Below are 16905 nucleotides of genomic sequence, written 5' to 3'. Positions count from 1 at the left end.
GGGATCTGACCCCGGCAGCTAAAGCAGGGGGGGGGGCCGAAGCTCTGCTTTCGCTTTTGCTTTTGATCTTCTTTTTTCTTTCCGTGGCGGGCGGACCGCCGCAATGTGTCATGGGCCGGGCGGGTGGGGCTGGCGAGGGTGTCCGCGGCATGGATGCCGCGGCCAAGCCCCCAGGGATGGGTTCACGGCGTCCCTCGCCAGTCCCGCCCGCCCGGCCAACCCCACAAATCCAGCCGGGGCTCTCCGCGACCAACCCCAACCCCCGCCACGAGGGGCTGCGCCGTTGGCTGAAAATCCATGTAACCGCTTACACGGAAACGGTTTTTTGCCGCAGCAGGTATCATGGGCGGCTGAGTTCACACAGGAGCCACCCGCTCATGCGCCGCAAGATCGTCGCCGGAAACTGGAAGCTGCATGGCAGCCGTCAATTCGCCAATGAACTGCTGGGGCAGGTGGCCGCCGGGCTGCCGCTGGAGGGGGTGGACGTGGTGATCCTGCCGCCGTTGCCGTACCTGGGGGAGCTGGTCGAGGACTTCGGCGAAACCGGTCTTGCCTTTGGCGCGCAGGACGTGAGCAGCAACGAGAAGGGGGCCTATACCGGCGAGGTCTGCGCGGCGATGCTGGTCGAGGTCGGTGCCCGCTATGGCCTGGTCGGCCACTCCGAGCGCCGCCAGTACCACCATGAAAGCAGCGAGCTGGTTGCCCGCAAGTTCGCCGCCGCCCAGCATGCTGGCCTGGTGCCGGTGCTGTGCGTGGGTGAGACCCTGGAGCAGCGCGAAGCGGGGCAGACCGAGGCGGTCATCGCCAGCCAGCTGGCGCCGGTGCTGGAACGGGTCGGTGCGGCAGGCTTCGCCAAGGCCGTGGTTGCCTACGAGCCGGTCTGGGCCATCGGTACCGGCCGTACCGCCAGCAAGGAGCAGGCGCAGCAGGTGCACGCGTTCATCCGTGGCGAAGTCGCGCGTATCGATGCTAGAATCGCTGATTCACTGCCCATTGTTTACGGCGGTAGCGTGAAGCCCGACAATGCCGGGGAACTGTTCGCGCAGCCGGATGTCGATGGTGGGCTGGTCGGTGGCGCCTCCCTGGTGGCCGCGGACTTCCTGGCCATCGCACGGGCGGCGGCCGCGAACTAATCCTAGAAGTATTGTCCGAGGGCGGTTTTCAATGCTGATGTTGATCCTCAATGTCGTCTACGTGCTGGTCGCTGTGGCCATGATCGCGCTGATCCTGATGCAGCGTGGTTCGGGTGCGGCGGCGGGTTCGGGCTTTGGCGCCGGTGCCTCGGGTACGGTGTTCGGTGCGCGCGGCGCTTCGAATTTCCTGTCCAAGTCCACCAAGTGGCTGGCAGTCGTGTTCTTCGGCATCAGCCTCTTCATGGCCTGGTATGCCGGTCACGGCACCCGTCCGGCGGCCGAGCAGGATCTGGGTCTGATGTCCGCCCCGGCGGTGACGGCTCCGGCGGCCCCGGCGGGCGAATTGCCGGCCGTTCCGAAGGCCGATGCGGTCCCGGCCGCCCCGGTTCCGGCCGCAACTGTGCCGGCTCAGGCGGAATCTTCGGTTTCTGGTGAAGAAAAGCCTTCGGAAGGCTCCCAGAAACACTGAAGCCGGTTACAATACGCGGCGCATCGGGAAGATAGTCTGATGTGATCGTTTGCCCAGGTGGCGGAATTGGTAGACGCACTACCTTGAGGTGGTAGCGACTTAGGTCGTAGGGGTTCGAGTCCCCTCTTGGGCACCATTTGTAAGTAAAGCGGGTTCGTCTGGCGCGCAAGGCGCCAGGCAGATTCCCGTCCACTCCCCCATGCCAAAGCGCCTGCAGGCGCAGCGGCAGAGGCAAGAGAGAATCGCTGTGCTGGCCGAATATTTGCCGTCTCTGCTGTTTCTGATCGTTGCCACCGGTATCGGCATTACGCTGATGCTGGTTGGCCGATTCCTCGGTCCCCGCCGCCCCGATCTGGAAAAGCTGTCGCCGTACGAGTGCGGCTTCGAAGCCTTCGAAGACGCGCGCATGAAGTTCGACGTGCGCTACTACCTGATCGCGATCCAGTTCATCGTCTTCGACCTGGAAATCATCTTCATCGTGCCGTGGACCCAGGTCTTCATGGAGCTGGGCGCGCGTTCGCTCATCACCATGGGCCTGTTCGTCGGCATGCTGTTCCTCGGTTTCATTTACGTCTGGAAGAAGGGAGCGCTGGAATGGGAGTGATTCAGACTCTCGATGGCCTCATGAACAATCCGACGCCGGAAGGCCGGGTTGATGACATCCTGCGGCCGGAAGGCGACAACCCGCTGCTGGAAAAGGGCTTCGTCACCACCAGCGTCGACGCACTGCTGAACTGGGCGCGTACCGGCTCGATGTGGCCGATGACCTTCGGCCTGGCCTGCTGTGCGGTCGAGATGATGCATGCCGGTGCCGCGCGCCTGGACCTTGACCGCTACGGCGTGGTGTTCCGTCCGTCGCCGCGTCAGTCCGACGTGATGATCGTGGCCGGTACCCTGGTCAACAAGATGGCCCCGGCGCTGCGCAAGGTCTATGACCAGATGCCGGACCCGAAGTGGGTCATCTCGATGGGCAGCTGCGCCAACGGCGGTGGTTACTACCACTATTCCTATTCTGTGGTGCGCGGCTGTGATCGCGTGGTGCCGGTGGACGTCTATGTCCCGGGCTGCCCGCCGACCGCCGAGGCGCTGGTGTACGGGATCCTGCAGCTGCAGAAGAAGATCTGGCGTACACAGACCATCGCCCGCTGACCCCTTCACCTGACAAGAGCGCGCCAAGCCCCCATGGCAGAGCAAGCATCCTTCATCGACCGACTCTCCGCACGTTTCGCAGGTGCGAAGGTCATCGTGGTCGAACCCCGCGGCGAAGTGACGCTGGAAGTGCCTGCCGCCGAGTGGCACGCCACCGCCCTGGCGCTGCGTGACGAGTTTGGTTTCGAGCAGGCCGTCGATCTCTGCGGCGTCGACTATCTCGGTTATGGCTCCGATGAGTGGGACACCGCCGATGTGTCCTCGCAGGGCTTCAGCCGTGGTGTCGAAGGCAAGGCCCAGGGCCGTTTCGCGTGGGGCGAGTTCCCCACCGAGGAAAACGGTGCCGACGGCGCCCGCCCGCAGCACATGCCGAGCCAGCGTTTCGCCGTGGTCGCCCAGCTGCGTTCGTACCAGCACAACCTGATGATGCACCTGCGCTGCTTCGCCCCTGACGAAGCGCTGCCGGTGGTGTCCTCGCTGACCGGCGTCTGGCCGGGCCTGAACTGGTTCGAGCGCGAAGCGTTCGACCTGTACGGCGTGATCTTCGAAGGCCACCCGGACCTGCGCCGGATCCTGACCGATTACGGTTTCGTCGGTCATCCGTTCCGCAAGGACTTCCCGCTGATCGGCAATGTCGAAGTCCGCTACGACGAAGAAAAGAAGCGCGTGATCTACGAACCGGTCACCTCGGTGGAGCCGCGTGTCGGCGTGCCGCGCGTGATCCGCGACGACGCCCGCCTGCAGACCGCAGAAGGTGAGCGCGCGCAGGAGGCAGTGAAGTGAGCCACGTACACCAGGCCGGCGAAGCATTCGCCAGCAGCCCGGCCGAGAGCCGGCAGGAAATCCGCAACTACACCATGAACTTCGGCCCGCAGCATCCGGCCGCCCACGGTGTGCTGCGCCTGATCCTGGAAATGGACGGCGAAACCATCATGCGCGCCGACCCGCACGTGGGTCTGCTGCACCGTGGTACCGAAAAGCTGGCCGAGTCCAAGCCGTTCAACCAGTCGATCGGCTACATGGATCGCCTGGATTACGTGTCGATGATGTGCAACGAGCACGCCTACGTGCGCTCGATCGAGACCCTGATGGGGATCGAGGCGCCGGAGCGTGCGCAGTACATCCGTACCCTGTTCGATGAAATCACCCGCATCCTCAACCACCTGATGTGGCTGGGTTCCAACGCCCTCGATCTGGGCGCAATGGCGGTGATGCTGTACGCCTTCCGCGAGCGTGAAGAGCTGATGGACTGCTATGAAGCGGTCTCCGGCGCGCGCATGCACGCGGCGTACTACCGTCCGGGCGGTGTCTACCGCGACCTGCCGGACCACATGCCGAAGTACAAGGAATCGCGCTGGCACAAGGGCAAGGCCCTGAAGAACCTCAACGCCGCGCGCGAAGGTTCGCTGCTGGACTTCCTGGAGAACTTCACCAACGAATTCCCGGGCCGTGTCGACGAATACGAGACCCTGCTGACCGACAACCGTATCTGGAAGCAGCGTACGGTCGGCATTGGCGTGGTGACGCCCGAACTGGCCCACCAGTGGGGCATGACCGGTGTGATGCTGCGCGGCTCGGGCGTTGCCTGGGACCTGCGTAAGAAGCGCCCGTACGCCAAGTACGATGCCGTCGATTTCGACATCCCGCTGGGCAAGGAAGGCGACTGCTACGACCGTTACCTGGTCCGCATCGCCGAAATGCGCGAGTCCAACCGCATCATCAAGCAGTGCGTGGCGTGGCTGAAGGCCAACCCGGGCCCGGTGATGGTGAAGAACTTCAAGGTCGCTCCGCCCAAGCGCGAGGACATGAAGGACGACATGGAAGCGCTGATCCACCACTTCAAGCTGTTCAGCGAAGGCTATTGCGTGCCTGCCGGTGAAACCTACGCCGCCGTTGAAGCCCCCAAGGGCGAGTTCGGCTGCTACCTGGTTTCCGATGGCGCCAACAAGCCGTTCCGCGTGCACCTTCGCGCGCCGGGCTTCGCCCACCTGTCCTCGATCGACTCGATCGTGCGCGGCCACATGCTGGCCGACGTGGTGGCGATGATCGGCACCTACGATCTGGTGTTCGGCGAGGTTGACCGGTAATGCCGTCCGCCACGCCAACGCCCGCTGCAGGCAGCCGGCGCAAGCCGGCGCCGCAGTTTCTGCAATTTCACGTTATGCATTTCGCTGAGGTCGGCCGATGAAGGCGACAGGTAATTTCGAGGCGGCGCGCGACGTCGACCCGATGGTGGTGCTGAGCGACAAGACCCGCGCTCACATCGATCACTGGCTGTCCAAGTTCCCGCCGGACCGCAAGCGCTCTGCAGTGCTGCAGGGCCTGCATGCGGCCCAGGAGCAGAACCAGGGCTGGTTGACCGACGAGCTGATCGCCGGCGTGGCCAAGTACCTTGATCTGCCGCCGGTGTGGGCCTACGAGGTCGCCAGCTTCTACTCGATGTTCGAGACCGAGAAGGTGGGCCGCAACAACGTGGCCATCTGCACCAACATCAGCTGCTGGCTCAATGGCGCCGAGGACATCGTCCGCCATTGCGAGAAGAAGCTGGGCATCAAGCACGGTGAATCGACCGCGGACGGCCGCGTCTACCTCAAGCGCGAGGAAGAGTGCCTGGCAGGCTGCGGTGGCGCACCGATGATGGTCATCAACGGTCATTACCATGAGCGTCTGACCCTGGAAAAGGTCGACGAGCTGCTGGACGGGCTGGAGTAAGGGCATGGCACATCACCACGAATCCAAGGGGCCGGTCGGTCCTGCGCCGCTGCCGCACCAGGTGGTCTACACCACCCTGCATTACGACACCCCGTGGTCGTACGAAAGCTACCTGAAGACTGGTGGCTATGCCGCCCTGCGCAAGATCCTCGAAGAGAAGATCCCGCCGGAGCAGGTCATCGAGATGGTCAAGGCCTCGGGCCTGCGCGGCCGTGGCGGCGCGGGCTTCCCGACCGGCCTGAAGTGGTCCTTCATGCCCAAGGGCAACATGCAGAAGTACATCCTCTGCAACTCGGACGAATCCGAGCCGGGCACCTGCAAGGACCGCGACATCCTGCGCTACAACCCGCATTCGGTGGTGGAAGGCATGGCGATCGCCTGCTACGCCACCGGTTCGACCGTGGGTTACAACTACCTGCGCGGTGAGTTCCACCACGAGCCGTTCGAGCACTTCGAGCAGGCCCTGGCCGACGCCTATGCAAATGGCTGGCTGGGCAAGAACGTGATGGGCTCGGGCGTGGACATCGACATCTACGGTGCGCTGGGTGCCGGCGCGTACATCTGCGGCGAAGAAACCGCACTGATGGAATCGCTGGAAGGCAAGAAGGGCCAGCCGCGCTACAAGCCGCCGTTCCCGGCCAACTTTGGCCTGTACGGCAAGCCGTCGACGATCAACAACACCGAAACCTACGGTTCGGTGCCGGCGATCATCCGCAACGGTCCGGAGTGGTTCAAGGGCCTGAGCCTGACCGCCAACGGCGGCCCGAAGTGCTTCTCGGTGTCCGGCTGCGTGCAGAACGGCGGCAACTTCGAAGTGCCGCTGGGCACCACCTTCCACGATCTGCTGCAGATGGCCGGTGGCCTGCGTCCGGGCCGCACCCTGAAGGGCGCGATCCCGGGCGGCGTGTCGATGCCGGTGCTGACCGCGGCCGAGCTGAAGGACCTGCCGATGGACTACGACACCATCCGTGCGCTGGGCTCCGGCCTGGGTTCGGGTGCGATCGTGGTGCTCGACGACAGCGTCTGCTGCGTCAAGTTCGCCTGCCGCATCAGCCAGTTCTTCCACAAGGAATCCTGTGGCCAGTGCACCCCGTGCCGTGAAGGTACCGGCTGGATGCACCGCGTGCTGGAGCGCATCGTGGCCGGCAAGGCCACGATGGAAGACCTGCACCAGCTGAAGGCGGTGGCCGGCCAGATCGAAGGCCACACCATCTGTGCGTTCGGTGAAGCGGCTGCATGGCCCATCCAGGGCTTCCTGCGCCAGTTCTGGGACGAATTCGAGTACTACATCGTCAACGGTCATTCGATGGTTGACGGCAAGAAGGTGGAGGCAGCCGCCGCATGAGCGCGCAACCCGTAAACCCGAGCGTGCCACCGGATCACGTGACCATCGAGATCGATGGCAAGTCGCTGGTCGTACCCAAGGGTTCGATGATCATCCAGGCCGCCGACAAGGCCGGCATTTCGATTCCGCGCTTCTGCTATCACGAGAAGCTGCCGATCGCCGCCAACTGCCGCATGTGCCTGGTGGACGTTGAAAAGTCGCCGAAGCCGGCGCCGGCCTGTGCCACCCCGGTGATGGATGGCATGAAGGTCGCCACCCGCAGCGAGAAGGCACTGAAGTTCCAGCGCTCGGTGATGGAGTTCCTGCTCATCAACCATCCGCTGGATTGCCCGATCTGCGATCAGGGCGGCGAGTGCGAGCTGCAGGACGTGTCGCTGGGCTATGGCCGTTCGGTCAGCCGCTTCAACGAGCGCAAGCGTGTGGTGCCGGACGAGGACATGGGCCCGCTGGTCGCCACCGAGATGACCCGCTGCATCCAGTGCACCCGCTGCGTCCGCTTCACCGCCGACGTTGCCGGTACCTATGAACTGGGTGGCATGTACCGCGGTGAGAACCTGCAGATCGGTACCTTCGACGGCAAGCCGTTGACCACCGAGCTGTCGGGCAACGTCGTCGACGTCTGCCCGGTCGGCGCGCTGACCAACAAGGTGTTCCAGTTCCGCGCCCGTCCGTGGGAACTGACCGCGCGCGAATCGCTGGGCTACCACGACGCGATGGGTTCGAACCTGTTCCTGCACGTGCGTCGCGGCGAAGTGCTGCGCACCGTGCCGCGCGACAACGAAGCCGTGAACGAGTGCTGGCTGTCCGACCGTGACCGCTACTCGCACCAGGGCCTGTACAGCGAAGATCGTGCGGTCAAGCCGCTGCGCAAGGTCAATGGCGAGTGGAAGGAAGTGAGCTGGGCCGAAGGCCTGGCCGCCGCTGCCGAGATCCTCAAGGCCAACCAGGGCGACAATCTGGGCGTGCTGGTGCACCCGTCGACCTCGAACGAGGAAGGCGCGCTGCTGGCCCGCCTGGCCAAGGGCCTGGGCTCGAGCAACATCGACCACCGCATCAACAACCGCGATTTCTCCGACGCTGCAACCGCTGAAGTGTTCGGCCTGCCGCTCGCCGAGATCGAAGGCGCCGACCGCATCGTCGTTCTGGGCAGCAACATCCGCCACGAACTGCCGCTGCTGCACGCTCGCCTGCGCAAGGCGCAGACCACCAATGGGGCGAAGATCCACGTCGTCAACCCGGTGGACTTCGACTTCGCCTTCAGCATCGCCGGCAAGCAGATCGTCGCGCCGTCGAAGTTCGTCGACGCGCTGGCCAACGCCGAGCTGCGTTCGGCGGTGCAGGGCGGCAACAACACCGTGCTGATCGTCGGTGGCATCGCTGAAAACCATCCGCAGGCTGCCGCGATCCGCGCCGCTGCGCGTGAGTTCGCCGCCGCCATCGGTGCCAAGCTGTGCCGCATTCCGCAGGGTGCCAACGCCGTTGGCCTGACCCGCGCCGGCGTGCTGCCGGCCGGCAAGGACGTCGCCGAGATGCTGGCGCAACCGCGCCAGGCCTACGTGGTGTACGGCCTGGAGCCGGGTCTGGACTTCGCTGACGCTCCCGCCGCGCGCAAGGCGCTGGTCGGTGCCAAGGTGGTGGCCTTCAGCCAGTTCGCCTGCGTCTCCACCCGCGACGTTGCCGACGTCATCCTGCCGATCGGTGCGCTGCCGGAAATCGACGCCACCCTGACCAACCTCGATGGTCGCGAACAGTCGGCCCGTGCCGGCGGCAAGCTGCCGGGCGAGGCCCGTGAGGGCTGGCGCGTGCTGCGCGCACTGGGCGGCGACATGGCGCTGGCCGGTTTTGACTTCACCGACCTGGCCGGCCTGCGTGCCAGCCTGGCCCCGGTGTCGGTCACCGTTGCCGCTTCGGCGCAGCCGGTGGTTGCCGGCGAAGGCCTGGAAGTGGCTTCGACCGCCGCGATCTACCGCACCGATGCGGTGGTTCGTCGTGCCCCGGCGCTGCAGTCGCATCCGCTCAACAACGCGCCGCGCATCGTGCTGAACGCTGAAGATGCCGCTCGCCTGCAGCTGCAGGAAGGGCAGATGGCCAAGGTCGGCACCGATGCCGGCAAGGCCACCCTGCCGGTGGTGATCGACGCCCGCGTCGCTGCGGGTTCGGTCTGGATTGAATCGGGCCACGGCGCGACCGCGCCGCTGGGTGCCGCTCGCGTAACGGTGGTGGCTGCATGAACGAATTGCTGTTGAACGCGGTCGACCCGCTGCACCAGTGGCTGCTTGGCCTCGGTGACATCGGCGCGCTGATCTGGATCATCCTGAAGATCCTGGTGATCACCGTTCCGGTGATCATCTCGGTGGCCTTCTACGTGGTCTGGGAACGCAAGCTGATCGGCTGGATGCACGTCCGCCACGGCCCGATGTACGTGGGCATGGGCATCTTCCAGGCCTTCGCCGACGTCTTCAAGCTGCTGTTCAAGGAAGTGGTCCAGCCGAGCAGCGCCAACAAGGCGATCTACCTGCTGGCACCGCTGATCACCCTGGCTCCGGCCTTCGCGGCCTGGTCGGTGGTCCCCTTCGATTCGCAGATCGTGCTGTCCAACGCCAACGCCGGCCTGCTGTACCTGCTGGCGATGACCTCGCTGGGCATCTACGGCATCATCCTGGCCGGTTGGGCATCCAACTCGAAGTATGCGTTCCTGGGTGCGATGCGTGCCTCGGCGCAGATGATCAGCTACGAAATCGCCATGGGCTTCGCCCTGGTCGGCGTGATGATCGCGTCGGGCAGCCTGAACCTGAGCAACATCGTGATGGCGCAGGCCGGCAATTCCGGTTTCTTCGACTGGTTCCTGCTGCCGCTGTTCCCGCTGTTCGTCATCTACTGGGTGTCGGGCGTTGCCGAAACCAACCGCGCGCCGTTCGACGTGGTGGAAGGCGAGTCGGAAATCGTGGCTGGCCACATGGTCGAGTACTCGGGCGGTGCGTTCGCGCTGTTCTTCCTGGCCGAGTACGCCAACATGATCCTGATCAGCTTCCTGATCTCGATCTTCTTCCTTGGCGGCTGGCTGAGCCCGATCCAGGGCTGGGTCAACCCGGGCGATATCTCGCCGCTGGTCGACTGGATCTGGAAGGGCGGTGCACCGTGGCTGTTCGTCAAGGTGTTCTTCTTCGCCAGTGCCTACATCTGGTTCCGTGCCAGCTTCCCGCGCTTCCGCTATGACCAGATCATGCGCCTGGGCTGGAAGGTCTTCATCCCGCTGGCCATTCTGTGGATCGCGGTTACCGCCGTCATGGTGTTCTTCGGCGTGATTCAAAAGGGCGTCTAAGTGATGAACAGGATTACCCATTACTTCAAGAGCCTTCTGCTGCTCGAACTGCTGGGCGGCCTTTGGCTGACGCTGAAGTACAGCTTCAAGCCCAAGTACACGATGATGTACCCGATGGAGAAATTCCCGCAGTCGCCGCGCTTCCGTGGCCTGCACGCCCTGCGCCGTTACCCCAACGGTGAAGAGCGCTGCATCGCCTGCAAGCTGTGCGAAGCGGTGTGCCCTGCATTGGCCATCACCATCGACTCGGCCAAGCGCGAAGACGGCACCCGCCGTACCACGCGCTATGACATCGATCTGTTCAAGTGCATCTTCTGCGGCTTCTGCGAAGAAAGCTGCCCGGTGGACTCGATCGTCGAAACCCACATCCTCGAGTATCACTTCGAGAATCGTGGCGAAAACATCGTTACCAAGCCGCAGCTGCTGGCCCTGGGCGACCGTCTCGAGTCCGAGATCGCCGAGCGTCGCGCCGCCGATGCCGCTTACCGCTGAGGTCGAGAGATGGATTGGGTAAATATCGCTTTCTGGGTGTTCGCCATCGCGGCAACGGTTTCGGCCGGTGCGGTGATCAGCGTGCGCAACCCGGTTCACGCCGTGCTCTGCCTGGTGCTGACCTTCTTCTCCATCGCCTGCGTGTGGCTGCTGGTCGGCGCCGAGTTCCTCGGCGTGGCACTGGTGCTGGTGTATGTCGGCGCTGTGATGGTGCTGTTCCTGTTCGTGGTGATGATGCTCGACATCGATCCCACCAAGCTGCGTGAGGGTTGGGTGCGCTACCTGCCGGTCGGCCTCATCGTCGCCGTGGCGATGCTGGTGCAGATGCTGATCCTGATCGGCGTGAAGGGCAGGGCGGTCACCCCGTTCCCGGCCGACAACGCCGCCGCGCTCGCCGCCGACAGCTCCAACGTCACCTGGCTGGCCCGTACGCTGTTTACCGAGTACCTGCTGCCGTTCGAGTTCGCTGCGGTCATCCTGACCGTGGCCGTGGTGGCCGCCGTGATGCTGACCCTGCGTCGCCGTACCGGCGTGAAGAGCCAGAACCCGGGCGAGCAGACCATGGTCAAGGCCGGCCAGCGCCTGCGCATGGTCAAGATGGACGCCGAAGCGCCGGTCGTGCACAGCAACAGCAAGCCGGCCACCGGCGAGGAGACCCAGCCGTGATTACCCTTGGCCACATGCTTGCGCTTGGCGCGGTGCTGTTCGCCATCAGCCTGGCCGGCATCTTCCTCAACCGGAAGAACGTCATCGTCCTGTTGATGTCGATCGAGCTGATGCTGTTGTCGGTGAACGTCAATTTCGTCGCCTTCTCGCGTCAGCTGGGCGATCCGTCCGGCCAGCTGTTCGTGTTCTTCATCCTGACCGTCGCCGCCGCGGAAGCCGCCATCGGCCTGGCGATCCTGGTGACCCTGTTCCGTACCCGACGCACGATCAATGTCGGCGAAGTCGATTCGTTGAAGGGCTGATCCACAGATGGAAATCACTCTCTCCAAGAGTCTGTTGATCGCAGTGGTGCTTGCACCGCTGTTCGGCAGCATCATCGCCGGCCTGTTCGGTCGCCAGGTCAAGCGCTTCGGTGCGCAGACCATCACCATCCTCGGCGTCGCGGTGGCCTGCGGCCTGTCGATGTACACGCTCTACCAGCTGCTGTGGGGCGGTGCGCAACCGTTCAACCAGAACATCTACACGTTCTTCGAGGTCGGCCAGTACTCGGCCCATGTCGGCTTCATGGTCGACAAGCTGACCGCGATGATGATGGTGGTGGTGACCTTCGTGTCGCTGCTGGTCCACATCTACACGATCGGCTACATGCAGGACGATCCGGGCTACCAGCGGTTCTTCAGCTACATCTCGCTGTTCACCTTCTCGATGCTCACCCTGGTGATGAGCAACAACTTCCTGCAGCTGTTCTTCGGCTGGGAAGCGGTGGGCCTGGTGTCGTACCTGCTGATCGGCTTCTGGTTCAAGCGCCCGACCGCGATCTTCGCCAACATGAAGGCGTTCCTGGTCAACCGCGTCGGTGACTTCGGCTTCCTGCTCGGCATTGCCGGCGTGCTGTGGGTGTTCGGCACCCTGGATTACTCGCAGGTGTTCTCGCAGGCCGGCATGCTGGCCGACCCGCGCGCCCAGCTGCAGATCTGGGACGGCACCATGTTCGGCATGCAACTGTTGAACGAGCCGGTGATCTGGTCGATCGCCACCGTCATCTGCATCTGCCTGTTCATCGGTGCCATGGGCAAGTCGGCCCAGGTCCCGCTGCACGTGTGGCTGCCGGACTCGATGGAAGGCCCGACCCCGATTTCGGCACTGATCCACGCCGCGACGATGGTGACCGCCGGTATCTTCATGGTCACCCGCATGTCGCCGCTGTTCGAGCTGTCGCAGACCGCGTTGAACTTCATCCTGTTCATCGGTGCCACCACGGCCTTCTTCACCGGCCTGATCGGCATCGTGCAGAACGACATCAAGCGCGTCGTCGCGTACTCCACGCTGTCGCAGCTGGGCTACATGACCGTCGCACTGGGCGTGTCGGCCTATTCGGCGGCCGTGTTCCACCTGATGACCCACGCCTTCTTCAAGGCGCTGCTGTTCCTGGGTGCCGGTTCGGTCATCATCGCGATGCACCATGAGCAGGACATGCGCAAGATGGGCGGCCTGCGCAAGTACATGCCGATCACCTTCGTCACCATGTGGATCGGTACCCTGGCCCTGGTCGGTACGCCGTTCTTCTCTGGTTTCTACTCGAAGGACACCATCATCGAAGCGGCCGAGATCCACGCCCACATGCAGAACAGCTGGGTGGCCACCTATGGCTACTGGGCTGTGCTGGGTGGCGTGCTGGTGACCAGCTTCTACAGCTTCCGCCTGCTGTTCATGACCTTCCATGGCAAGGAACGCTTCCGCGACGCGCACAATGACGATCATGGCCATGGCCATGGCCATGACGATCACCACGCTGCTGATGCGCATCATGGCGACGCGCACCATGACGACCACGGCCATGGCCACGGTCCGCATGAGCCGCACGAAACCCCGTGGGTGGTGACCCTGCCGCTGATCCTGCTGGCCATCCCGTCGATCGCCATCGGTTTCTTCAGCATCGGTCCGATGCTGCACGGTACCGACTGGGCGGGTAATCACGCTCACGCGGCGATCAAGGGCCAGGCACAGACGTTCTTCACCGGTGTCGTGGACTTCTACGATCCGGCCAAGAACACCGTTGCCTTCCTCGGTGAGGAGTTCCATGGCCCGGTCGCGTTCGCGCTGCACGGCATGATGCTGCCGCCGTTCTGGCTGACCCTGGCAGGCTTCCTGCTGGCCGCGCTGTTCTACCTGTGGAAGCCGGACCTGTCGGGCAAGGCGCGCAAGACCTTTGCTCCGCTGGTGTCGGTGCTGGAAAACAAGTACGGCTTCGACAAGCTGTGGATCGATGGCTTTGCCGGTGGCGGCGTCAAGCTGGGCAAGGTCTCGCGCTGGATCGACAGCAACATCGTCGACGGCGTGGTCAATCTTTCGGCACGTGTTGTGGACGTTGCAGCCGGCGTGCTGCGTCGTACCCAATCCGGTTTCCTCTATCACTACGCCTTCGCAATGATCATCGGCCTGATTGCCCTTCTGGGCGTGCTGATGCATTACCTGCGTTGATGACCTGTACGGAATAAGAAGACGTGTCGAACTGGCCTCTACTCAGTGTCCTCATCTGGCTGCCGATCATCGGTGGCGCCCTGATCCTTGCGATCCGTGATGCGCAGACCGCCCGCTGGGCGTCCCTGGGCGTCGCCGTGCTGACCTTCGTGGCGAGCCTCTCGCTGCTGAGCGGCTACAACGCGGGTGTCGACGGCATGCAGTTCGTCGAGACCCATGCCTGGATCCCGGCGTACAAGATCGGCTACAACCTGGGCGTGGACGGCATTGCCGTGGCGCTGATCCTGCTGACCACGCTGGTCAGCGTGCTTGCCCTGATCGGTGCCTGGAGCGCGATCGACAAGCGCGTCAACCAGTACGTGGCGGCCTTCCTGATCCTGGAAGGTGTCACCGTCGGTATCTTCGCCGCAACGGACGCGATGCTGTTCTACGTGTTCTTCGAAGCGATGCTGATCCCGATGTTCCTGATCATCGGTGTCTGGGGCGGCCCGCGCCGCATCTACGCCGCGCTGAAGTTCTTCCTGTACACCTTCCTCGGCTCGGTGCTGATGCTGGTGGCGCTGATCTACCTGTACATGAAGGGCGGCAGCTTCCAGCTGGCCGACCTGTACGCGCTGCCGCTGTCGGCCAAGGAACAGACCTGGATCTTCTTCGCCTTCCTGATCGCCTTCGCGGTCAAGGTGCCGATGTTCCCGGTCCACACCTGGCTGCCGGACGCCCACGTGGAAGCGCCGACCGCCGGTTCAGTGATCCTGGCTGCCATCGCCCTGAAGATCGGTGGCTACGGCTTCCTGCGCTTCAACCTGCCGATCGTCCCGGACGCGTCGCAGGAATGGGCCTGGCTGGTGATCGCGCTGTCGCTGATCGCGGTGATCTACGTCGGCCTGGTCGCGCTGGTGCAGGACGACATGAAGAAGCTGATCGCCTATTCGTCGATCGCGCACATGGGCTTTGTCACCCTGGGTACCTTCATCGCCCTGTGGCTGGTGCGCGAAGCCGGCAACGCCGATGCGGCCCGTCTGGGCCTGCAGGGCGCGATGGTGCAGATGATCTCGCACGGCTTCGTGTCCGGCGCGATGTTCTCCAGCGTCGGCGTGCTGTACGACCGCATGCACAGCCGCCGCATCGCCGATTACGGCGGCGTGGTCAACGTGATGCCCTGGTTTGCCACCTTCGCCATGCTGTTCTTCATGGCCAACGCAGGCCTGCCGGGCACCAGCGGTTTCGTCGGCGAGTTCATGGTCATCCTCGCGGCCTTCCAGCGTAATCCCTGGATCGCGCTGGGCGCGGCCACCACCCTGATCATCGGCGCCGCCTACACCCTGTGGCTGTACAAGCGCATCTTCTTCGGTGAAGTGGCCAACAGCCATGTTGCCGAACTGAAGGACATCAACGGTCGCGAATGGCTGGTGCTGGGCGTGTTCGCCATCGGCGTGCTGGCCCTGGGCATCTACCCCAAGCCGCTGACCGACCTGATGGAGCCCTCGATCGCGAAGCTGGCGATGCAGATCGCATCCAGCAAGCTGCTGTAATTCCAGGATTTGATGATGACCACCTCGCCGCTGCTGCCATTGACCGCCGCTGACCTGCCACCGCTCGCCCCCGAGCTGGTGCTGATCGGCAGCGCCTTCGCCCTGATGATCCTCGACCTGTTCGTCAGCAACCGGAACAAGCTCGTCACCCACCTGTTCTCGCTCGCTGCGCTGGCCGTGGTGCTGTTCATGCTGGCCACCGGCGTGGGCGGGCAGGGGGAGGTCTTCCATGGCATGTTCGTGCGCGATACCGCCGCAGACGTGATGAAGACCGGGATCGTTCTGCTCAGCGGCCTGACCCTGGTCTATGGCTGGCGCTACCTGCGTGACCGCAACCTGTTCCAGGGCGAGATCCCCGTGCTGATCCTGTTCGGCACCGCCGGCATGATGATCCTGGTCTCGGCCGGCAGCCTGCTGATGGTCTACCTGGGCCTGGAACTGCTGGCGCTTTGCTCCTACGCGCTGGTTGCCAGCAACCGTGAGAACGGCCTGGCGTCGGAAGCGGCGATGAAGTACATCGTGCTGGGCTCGCTGGCCTCGGGTCTGCTGCTGTACGGCATGTCGCTGATCTACGGCGCCACCGGCAGCCTGCACCTGGACGTGATCCGTGAGGCCATCCCGCACTCGGAAGAGCGCGTGCTGCTGATCACCGGTGCGGTGTTCATGATCGCCGGCGTTGCCTTCAAGCTGGGTGCCGCGCCGTTCCACATGTGGCTGCCCGACGTCTACCAGGGGGCTCCGGCACCGATCGCGCTGTTCATCAGCTCGGCACCGAAGCTGGCTGCCTTCGGCATGGCCTACCGCCTGCTGGAGATGGGCGTGGGCCCGCTGTCGGCCGAACTGCAGCTGCTGATTGCCGGCCTGGCCGCGGTCTCGCTGGTGATCGGCAACCTGATGGCCATCGCGCAGAGCAACCTCAAGCGCATGCTGGCGTTCTCCACCGTTTCGCACATCGGCTTCCTGCTGATGGGCATTGCTGGTGGCGGTTCGCAGGGCTATGCCGCCGCGCTGTTCTACGCACTGGCTTACGCCATCATGTCGACCGCGGCCTTCGGTGCGATCATCGCGCTGTCGCGTGCCGGTTTCGAAGCCGAGAACATCGAAGACTTCAAGGGCCTGAATGCCCGCAACCCGTGGATGGCCGGCCTGGTGCTGTGCATCATGGCGTCGCTGGCTGGCATCCCGCCGTTCCTGGGCTTCTGGACCAAGCTGGCGGTGCTGGGCGCAGCCATCAACGGTGGCCTGCTGTGGTTGGCCATCCTGGGCGTGCTGTGTGCCGTGGTCGGCTGCTTCTACTACCTGCGCGTCATCAAGGTCATGTACTTCGATGAGCCGGTGGGCGAGGCCATGCCGCGAAGCAACGACCGCGTGCTGGGCCTGGTGCTGGGCGTGAACGCACTGGCGCTGCTGGCGCTGGGCCTGGCCTGGAACCCGATCATGATCTGGTGCCAGAAGGCATTTGCGCATATTGCATAAAAGTTGACACAAAGCTGCGCGATTCGTGTAATATGCGCAGCCTGAGTTGTCACTGCAGCGGTTCAGCCAGAACATCGTTGCGGTAGCCCTCCTCGAAAGAGCAGGGCAGCAGTTCAAACACTTCCGGT

General features: G+C 64.0%; 16 protein-coding genes and 1 tRNA gene. All 17 read left to right on the top strand.

The window, feature by feature from the left end:
• Positions 1–377: 377 nt before the first annotated feature.
• The 17 genes from tpiA to nuoN all read left to right on the top strand — a co-directional run bounded on the left by tpiA (position 378) and on the right by nuoN (position 16777).
• Positions 378–1133: a triose-phosphate isomerase gene (gene tpiA, locus AC07M7_RS06780; protein WP_046983977.1), complete on the top strand. Its 756-nt coding sequence runs from the start codon at positions 378–380 to the stop codon at positions 1131–1133.
• A gap of 31 nt (positions 1134–1164) precedes the next feature.
• A complete protein-coding gene (gene secG, locus AC07M7_RS06775; RefSeq protein WP_006381136.1) occupies positions 1165–1602 on the top strand; it encodes a preprotein translocase subunit SecG in 438 nt (145 codons plus the stop codon).
• Between the two features lie 51 nt (positions 1603–1653).
• A tRNA-Leu gene (locus AC07M7_RS06770) sits at positions 1654–1738 on the top strand.
• A 111-nt stretch (positions 1739–1849) separates the two neighbouring features.
• Complete coding sequence (locus tag AC07M7_RS06765; RefSeq protein WP_008265012.1) at positions 1850–2206, top strand: NADH-quinone oxidoreductase subunit A; 357 nt, start codon at positions 1850–1852, stop codon at positions 2204–2206.
• On the top strand, positions 2197–2751 hold the full coding sequence (locus AC07M7_RS06760; protein WP_005410463.1) for a NuoB/complex I 20 kDa subunit family protein: 555 nt from the start codon (positions 2197–2199) through the stop codon (positions 2749–2751). The genes AC07M7_RS06765 and AC07M7_RS06760 overlap by 10 nt, the downstream gene beginning before the upstream one ends.
• Positions 2752–2784: 33 nt before the next feature.
• The gene (locus AC07M7_RS06755) at positions 2785–3534 is read left to right on the top strand and encodes an NADH-quinone oxidoreductase subunit C (protein ID WP_495206990.1); all 750 of its coding nucleotides are present in this window, start codon (positions 2785–2787) and stop codon (positions 3532–3534) included.
• Positions 3531–4838, top strand: coding sequence for an NADH-quinone oxidoreductase subunit D (locus tag AC07M7_RS06750; protein WP_046983976.1), 1308 nt, complete (start codon positions 3531–3533; stop codon positions 4836–4838). Before AC07M7_RS06755 ends, AC07M7_RS06750 begins: the two co-directional genes overlap by 4 nt.
• A 97-nt stretch (positions 4839–4935) precedes the next feature.
• Positions 4936–5463, top strand: a complete 528-nt coding sequence (gene nuoE, locus AC07M7_RS06745; protein WP_180846260.1) for an NADH-quinone oxidoreductase subunit NuoE — start codon at positions 4936–4938, stop codon at positions 5461–5463.
• Positions 5464–5467: 4 nt separating this feature from the next.
• Positions 5468–6808 (top strand): NADH-quinone oxidoreductase subunit NuoF, encoded by a 1341-nt coding sequence (gene nuoF / locus AC07M7_RS06740; RefSeq protein ID WP_012511708.1) that lies wholly within the window; start codon positions 5468–5470, stop codon positions 6806–6808.
• A complete protein-coding gene (gene nuoG / locus AC07M7_RS06735; RefSeq protein WP_495206989.1) occupies positions 6805–9039 on the top strand; it encodes an NADH-quinone oxidoreductase subunit NuoG in 2235 nt (744 codons plus the stop codon). Before nuoF ends, nuoG begins: the two co-directional genes overlap by 4 nt.
• Entirely contained in the window at positions 9036–10130 is a 1095-nt protein-coding gene (gene nuoH, locus AC07M7_RS06730) for an NADH-quinone oxidoreductase subunit NuoH (protein ID WP_046983974.1), read from the top strand. Before nuoG ends, nuoH begins: the two co-directional genes overlap by 4 nt.
• Positions 10131–10133: 3 nt before the next feature.
• Positions 10134–10622 (top strand): NADH-quinone oxidoreductase subunit NuoI, encoded by a 489-nt coding sequence (gene nuoI / locus AC07M7_RS06725; protein ID WP_006381128.1) that lies wholly within the window; start codon positions 10134–10136, stop codon positions 10620–10622.
• A gap of 9 nt (positions 10623–10631) precedes the next feature.
• Positions 10632–11288 (top strand): NADH-quinone oxidoreductase subunit J, encoded by a 657-nt coding sequence (locus AC07M7_RS06720; RefSeq protein ID WP_046983973.1) that lies wholly within the window; start codon positions 10632–10634, stop codon positions 11286–11288.
• Complete coding sequence (gene nuoK, locus AC07M7_RS06715; protein ID WP_006381125.1) at positions 11285–11590, top strand: NADH-quinone oxidoreductase subunit NuoK; 306 nt, start codon at positions 11285–11287, stop codon at positions 11588–11590. Before AC07M7_RS06720 ends, nuoK begins: the two co-directional genes overlap by 4 nt.
• A gap of 7 nt (positions 11591–11597) precedes the next feature.
• The gene (gene nuoL / locus AC07M7_RS06710) at positions 11598–13769 is read left to right on the top strand and encodes an NADH-quinone oxidoreductase subunit L (protein WP_495206988.1); all 2172 of its coding nucleotides are present in this window, start codon (positions 11598–11600) and stop codon (positions 13767–13769) included.
• A gap of 23 nt (positions 13770–13792) precedes the next feature.
• Entirely contained in the window at positions 13793–15301 is a 1509-nt protein-coding gene (locus AC07M7_RS06705) for an NADH-quinone oxidoreductase subunit M (protein ID WP_006381122.1), read from the top strand.
• A 15-nt stretch (positions 15302–15316) separates the two neighbouring features.
• Positions 15317–16777: an NADH-quinone oxidoreductase subunit NuoN gene (gene nuoN, locus AC07M7_RS06700; RefSeq protein WP_136639760.1), complete on the top strand. Its 1461-nt coding sequence runs from the start codon at positions 15317–15319 to the stop codon at positions 16775–16777.
• Positions 16778–16905: the final 128 nt, after the last annotated feature.

It is taken from the genome of Stenotrophomonas sp. GW821-FHT09E08 (genome assembly GCF_059416125.1).
Note: the sequence above shows the minus strand (reverse complement) of the source record. Positions and strands in the feature narration are given on the sequence as shown.

Excerpts from the sequence above, each read along its gene's own strand:
- tpiA (WP_046983977.1), top strand. The coding sequence starts at position 378 with ATGCGCCGCAAGATCGTCGCCGGAAACTGGAAGCTGCATGGCAGCCGT.
- AC07M7_RS06720 (WP_046983973.1), top strand. The coding sequence starts at position 10,632 with ATGGATTGGGTAAATATCGCTTTCTGGGTGTTCGCCATCGCGGCAACG.
- nuoE (WP_180846260.1), top strand. The coding sequence starts at position 4,936 with ATGAAGGCGACAGGTAATTTCGAGGCGGCGCGCGACGTCGACCCGATG.
- AC07M7_RS06755 (WP_495206990.1), top strand. The coding sequence starts at position 2,785 with ATGGCAGAGCAAGCATCCTTCATCGACCGACTCTCCGCACGTTTCGCA.
- nuoG (WP_495206989.1), top strand. The coding sequence starts at position 6,805 with ATGAGCGCGCAACCCGTAAACCCGAGCGTGCCACCGGATCACGTGACC.
- secG (WP_006381136.1), top strand. The coding sequence starts at position 1,165 with ATGCTGATGTTGATCCTCAATGTCGTCTACGTGCTGGTCGCTGTGGCC.
- nuoF (WP_012511708.1), top strand. The coding sequence starts at position 5,468 with ATGGCACATCACCACGAATCCAAGGGGCCGGTCGGTCCTGCGCCGCTG.
- nuoN (WP_136639760.1), top strand. The coding sequence starts at position 15,317 with ATGACCACCTCGCCGCTGCTGCCATTGACCGCCGCTGACCTGCCACCG.
- AC07M7_RS06760 (WP_005410463.1), top strand. The coding sequence starts at position 2,197 with ATGGGAGTGATTCAGACTCTCGATGGCCTCATGAACAATCCGACGCCG.
- nuoL (WP_495206988.1), top strand. The coding sequence starts at position 11,598 with ATGGAAATCACTCTCTCCAAGAGTCTGTTGATCGCAGTGGTGCTTGCA.
- nuoH (WP_046983974.1), top strand. The coding sequence starts at position 9,036 with ATGAACGAATTGCTGTTGAACGCGGTCGACCCGCTGCACCAGTGGCTG.
- nuoI (WP_006381128.1), top strand. The coding sequence starts at position 10,134 with ATGAACAGGATTACCCATTACTTCAAGAGCCTTCTGCTGCTCGAACTG.